Genomic DNA, 6,020 nt, shown 5'->3' with positions numbered 1-6,020 from the left:
CGGACCATATGGTCCGCCCTTTCGCAATATTGGACTTGTCTTCGACCCTAGAAGGTCTTGGACACGCTCACGAAGGCACGACGACCGCGATAGTCGTAAGCCGTTGCGCTGAGCGGCGTGTTGCCTGCGCTGGTCTGAATAATGTCAGACACTTGCGGTGGCGCTTCGTCGAAGATGTTGCGGATACCGCCAGTGATCGTCCATGTGTCGCCTGTCCAGCGGACAGAAGCACCATGTTCGAACTGAGCTTCGGTGAAGACCTTGTACTGTCCCTCGAGACCAAAATAGGCCGCTGGCTCGTTCAGGTCGTCGTTGAAGTTGCGGTTGTTGTCCTGACGGCCAACAAAGTTCGTGAACCAGGAATAGGTCCAGTCGCCGCGGTCCAAACGGATGTTCGCATCACCTACGACACTCGGATAACCGATTGTGCCGTTGAAGTCGTTGTCTTCCACACCCGAGACGAAGTCCGAACCGAAGACGTTGATGTAACGCTCCAGAGCCCAGTTCATCGAGGTTTCGACAGTCAGCGTACCGAAGTTGAAGTCTTCTTCGTAGCGAACTTCAAGGTCGATGCCGCGCTGCTGCTGGGAGTCAACGTTCAGGGTAAGGGCCTGAATGTTGTCGAGCTGGAACGGCGTCAGCGACGTCGCAGAATCACGCTCGAACAGGTCACAGAAATCGTTCGGGAAGGTCGTTGTTGCATAACAACCGCCGACGATCTGAGCACCGCTCAGGCTTGTGATCTGGTCCTGAATTTCAACTTCGTAGTAGTCGATCGCGATGTTCAGGTTGGCGAAAGTCGGCGTCAGGATGATACCCGCGGTGAAGGTTTCACCGGATTCGGATTCAAGCTCATCGCCACCACCAGAGGTCGTGATCAGAGCAGAACCGCCGAGACCGCCTGTGAAGTCGTCAGGAATACCTGCGGCTGCACAGTTGGTACGGATGTTCTGGTTAGTGGTATCGCCCCAGTTGATACATGGGTCGACCGAGGTCTGAGATACGAAGCCGGTCTGGTCCTGAAGGAACAGTTCGAACAGCGCTGGTGCACGGTAAGATGTACCAAAGCTCGAACGTGCCCGGAGGATCGGGTTGACCTGCCAGTTCAGACCGACCTTGTAGATCGAGTCGGAACCACCGATGTCGTATTCGAAGCCACGCACAGAACCGTTGAACGTAACATCTTCAGCAAAAGGCTGACCTTTGAAGATCGGCACTTCGACTTCAGCGAACAGTTCGGTGACAGTGTTCTCGCCACGGGTCGGGCCTGCAGTCGAAGAACCCCAGATGTCGCCGCTTTGGGTCAGTTCACCTGGCGTGTCATCAATGCTGAATTCGCGATATTCAGCGCCGATGCCGAGACCGATTGGACCAGCTGGCAGTTCGAACAGCTCACCCGCAACGACCGCGGTCAAAGTGGTCTGCTCATAGACCGTTTCACCAGTCTGGTAGCCACCAATGGCCGCAACCAGGTCGTTTACAGCAGCACCGCTGAGGATATCAGGGTCCAGCAGGTTGATGGTTGGAGGACCAACCAGGTCTGGGACGCCATCATCGTTGTAGTCGACGCCATCATAGTTCCAGTCACCCGACTGGGAGATCAGGATCTCGTTGCCTTCGTAGGTACCTTCGCCGCGCGAATAGGTGCCATCGATTTTCCAGGACCATGCGTCGAGAACGCCCGGAGCAAAGCCGCCGGAGAACGACGTGCTGCCGTAGAAGTAGTCGACTTCAACCTTATCGGTCGTCGGGAATGGTGCCACGATCTGGACCAGCGAATTCATGTCATTCGAATAGGTCGGATCAGCGATGTAGCCATACTGCGGCAGAACACCAAACGGCGTTTGTGAAGAGCCAACGATCGGGAAGAACTGGCGCCAACCTTCGATGTCCGTCGTACGACGGCTGAAGAGAAGTTCCGTATCCCATTCGACACCGGCAAAGGTCACGTCGGCAGAGCCGAAGAGAGAAATGTTCTCGTTGCGCGGGATGAAGTCCGAGTTGTCCAGGAAGGCCGCATCGAGAATGTCTTCATAGTATGGCTGGCCGCTGGCCAGATAGCCCGTACCGACGCGTGGGCGGTAACCCGGGATCGAACCACCGAAAGCCGTCGCGCCCGTCACACCGTCCGGGGAAGGCACGAGACGCTCACCTGAGAACAGGTCGATGGCCGTATTGTGGTACAGATTGCTACAGGTGTTGCGCGGGTCTGTCGCCGTAGCCGAATAGTTCAGACGGTCAATCAGGCCACCGGTCTGCGGGTCACGCACGAGATCGCGTGGGCAGGACAGGTAATCGCGCTGGCTGGCGTCGAGCTCTTCGGAGAGACGATACTCAGCCGACAGGGTGAATGCCGCATTGTCGCCAAGTTCAAAACCCCATGCCGCGCTGGCGGAATACTGCTCGCCACCTTCTTCGAAGGGCTGAGTGACATTGAAGTTCAGTTCCAGGTCATCCACGGAATCACGTGTGATGATGTTGACCACGCCGCAAACAGCGTCCGAACCATAGATGGTCGAAGCACCGTCTTTGAGGATCTCAACGCGGGAGATGATGGACTGTGGAACGACGTTCAGGTCGAGTGCGGAAACTGCGCCGCGCGTACCTGAAGCGCCTGGGCGCTTACCGTCGACCAGAACCAGCGTACGCGTGTCACCACAACCGCGAAGGTCGAGCGTTTGCGTACCGACACCACCATTGGTGACGAAATTCTGGAATGTGTTGTTCAGCTGGGTCGAGCCCGATGCGAGCGAAGAGCCCTGCAGAAGCGCGGCCGTATCGACCAGGCCTTCGAGCGTTGCGACTTCGGCCGTGATCACCTGAATCGGCGAAGACGAGGAGAATGAATCGCGAGCCAGCAGGGAGCCGGTAACCACGATCTTCTCTTGGCGGGACTCATCCTGAGGAGCCTCGTCAATGATTTCCAGAACGTCTTCAGATTCTGCATCTGCGTCCTGGGCTTGAGCCGCGCCGGAAATGACAAGTGCGCCTACAGCGACACTGCCGAAAACCGACCGACGGAACAGTCGTTTGTTCATCAGTATTTCCCCTGAAATATGTTTTTGCTCACCTATTAGCCCGGTGTTTTCCACCCAGCACCCGCATTTACAGCAGGCCTTGCCGCTACGTTGAACGTCGGTTTTGGAAGTGACAAGATTTCATGACACAAATTTCACCCACGAGGCACTTTCTGCCACCAAACTGTGTTGTTTGGGACACAATCTTGCCATGCTCCCATAAGTTGCGGACGGGTTCTTGTCGCATAAGTGCATGACCGTGCTTGACGCTCCCCGCCCCGACTTAAATAGTAAACATAACCAATTCGGAGGAATACATTGATGCGCTATCGCATTTTGGCGGCTGGTATGATCAGTGCGCTTGCGGGATCATTGGCCGCACAGGCTGAACCGGTGACCGCAGAAGACTTCGCGAAATTCCCGTCGGTTTCCAGCGTCTCCATGTCACTTGAGGGTGACATGCTGGTCGGCGTGATTGCTGATCCCTCGAAGGATGGCGATGCGCGCGCAGCAGCCTATTGGGACCTGTCTGGCGAGATTGATACCACCAAGCCGCTCGTCCCTTCGAACATCACGCCTTCCAGCGGAAAGACCAAATTCTACGGGGCAAGCGCGCTGAAGAACAAGAAGTCCCTCTGGTTCACGGTCCAGCCCTATATCGGCGCCCTTGAAGGCTGTGGCGAAGGCAAGACAACCGGCTCGACCAAGAAATACCTTCAAAAGGTCTATATGGGGAACGAGCGCATCAAGAAGATTGATGACCTCCCGGATGGCCGCGCTGAAATTGGCGCAAACAAGATGTTGCTCCGCTGTTTCGAACTGGAAGGCGATACCGGCATTGCCTCACTGCTTCCGCTCGATCCAACCAAGATCGTCCTTCGCCGTACCTCCACGAAGAACGGAACAAGCTATTTCGAACATGATCTTTCGAATGGCCGCGAGAAATTCCTCTTCAAGGCAAGCGATACGCAGCAAATTGAAGTCAGCACCCGAACCGGTGAGCCTGTTGCACGGACGGAACTCGAATACGAAAATGGTGCCTGGCGCCAATATATCAGCTTGCTGGATAATGACGGCAATTTCCGGATAGAAGAGCCACTGACGACCGAAATTGCCAATCGCTTCAATATGGAAGTGCTCGGCAAGCAGAACGATACCGAAAACTACTTTGTCGCGACCGACAAGTTCGACGACAAGGTCGCGATCTATCTGTATGATGCGTCCACAGACTCGTTCAGTGACGATCCCGTATTCGCACATCCCGAGTTCAACGCCTCGGGCATGATCTTCTCTGATCGCGCGCAGGACTTCGGTGCCATTCTTGGATTTACCTACAGCGGCCCTGTTCAGGAAACCTATTGGCTCGATCCTGAGATGAAGAGCATTCAGGATGGTCTGGATGCGGCCTTCCCGGGCAAGAATGTGGCTATCAGCGACTATACGGCAGATCGCAATCGCGTCCTCTTTGCGGTCAGCGCCGCCGACATGCCGCCCGCTTACTTCCTGCTGGTCGACAAGTCCAAGGTCGCCGTCATCGGATCCCAGCGTCCGTGGATCGACGTAGAGGATCTCGGCAAGTCGAAGTTCGTCTACTATTCTGCACGCGACGGCCTGCAGATCCCCGCGATCATCACCCTGCCCGCCGGCTTTGAAGAAGGCCAGAAGGCCAAAGGCGCAATCATCGTGCCGCACGGTGGTCCCTGGGCCCGTGATAGCGCCGGGTTTGATTCGTCAGGCTGGACGCAGTATTTCGCGAGCCGCGGATACATCATCATGCAGCCGCAATATCGCGGAAGTGATGGCTGGGGCCGTGCACTCTGGCGCGCTGGCGACGGCGAATGGGGCCAGAAGATGCAGGACGACAAGGATGATGGCGCAGCCTGGCTGGTTGAGAATGGCTATGTCGATGCCGACAAGATCGCCATTCATGGCTATTCCTATGGCGGGTTTGCAGCATTTGCCGCTTCCGTTCGTCCGAACAGCCCTTACCAATGTGCCATTGCTGGGGCCGGCGTTTCGAACCTTGCAAAGCTCGGCAATGAATGGGGCGACAATCGCATCCAGCGCATTGTTCAGGGTGACACCGTCAAGGGCATGGACCCGATGAAGAACACGGACAAGATCAACATCCCGATCCTGATCTATCATGGTGACTACGATGTCCGCGTGCCGATCTTCCACAGCCGCGACTTCTACAATGCCATCAAGGACAAGCAGCCTGACAGCAAGTTTCTTGTCATGAAGCAGATGGGTCACCAGAGCGCCAAATGGTTGCCTGAGCACAAGGAACAGGTTCTGGAAGAAATCGAGACCTTCCTGACCAATACCTGCGGCATGTAAGTGATCGCAAACGACAAATGAGAAAAGGGCGGACCTCGTGTCCGCCCTTTTTTTGTTTTCGCTTGATAGACGCTCAGGCCAGCGTCTTGCGAAGCGCCGTCGCCCAGCCGCGTCGCAAACGGGCCGAAGCAGTCTTTTCCATTTTCGGTTCGAACCGGGTGCCGGGCACAGTGCGGCTGGCCCACGCGTCGGCAGCCAACCATCCAAGCTGCATAGCCGCCAGAGCTGCGGCCCCAAGCGCCGTCATCTCGCGATAGTCAGGCCGCAGGATCGGACGCTCGCAAATGTCGGCCGTGAACTGCATCAACCAGTCATTCGCCACCATGCCCCCATCGACACGCAGTTCCTTGATCGCAACGCCATCAGCTTCAAAAGCATCGAGCAAGTCACGCGTCTGATAGGCGACAGATTCCAGCCCCGCCCGCACCAGATGTTCGGCCTTGGTGGCGCGGGTAATGCCGCTGATCGTGCCGCGCGCATCGGCCGCCCAATGCGGAGCGCCAAGCCCGGTAAAGGCCGGAACGATATAGACCCCGCCATTGCCACTGAGCGCCGCCGCCACATCCGCACTTTCGGCCGCATCCTCGATCAGGCGCAAATCGTCACGCAGCCATTGCACTATGGTTCCGGCATTGAAGATTGAGCCCTCCAGGGCCATCGCAG

At 56.7% G+C, this 6,020-nt stretch carries 3 protein-coding genes; 1 reads left to right on the top strand and 2 read right to left on the bottom strand.

Going from position 1 to position 6,020, the window contains the following annotated elements:
* Positions 1-47: 47 nt before the first annotated feature.
* Positions 48-3,038, bottom strand: coding sequence for a TonB-dependent receptor domain-containing protein (locus tag B4F73_RS07600; protein WP_206990988.1), 2,991 nt, complete (start codon positions 3,036-3,038; stop codon positions 48-50).
* Positions 3,039-3,338: 300 nt separating this feature from the next.
* Between B4F73_RS07600 and B4F73_RS07595 the strand changes: the two genes are divergently transcribed.
* Positions 3,339-5,357 carry an alpha/beta hydrolase family protein gene (locus B4F73_RS07595; protein WP_290482914.1) on the top strand — a complete coding sequence of 673 codons (2,019 nt, stop codon included), beginning with the start codon at positions 3,339-3,341 and terminating at the stop codon, positions 5,355-5,357.
* A gap of 73 nt (positions 5,358-5,430) precedes the next feature.
* Here the strand turns inward: B4F73_RS07595 and B4F73_RS07590 are convergent.
* A partial coding sequence (locus tag B4F73_RS07590; RefSeq protein WP_290482913.1) for an FGGY-family carbohydrate kinase occupies positions 5,431-6,020 on the bottom strand: 590 nt, incomplete at its 5' end.

Origin of the sequence: Hyphomonas sp. UBA3601 (assembly GCF_002375605.1) — a bacterium.
GTDB lineage: Bacteria > Pseudomonadota > Alphaproteobacteria > Caulobacterales > Hyphomonadaceae > Hyphomonas.
Note: the sequence above shows the minus strand (reverse complement) of the source record. Positions and strands in the feature narration are given on the sequence as shown.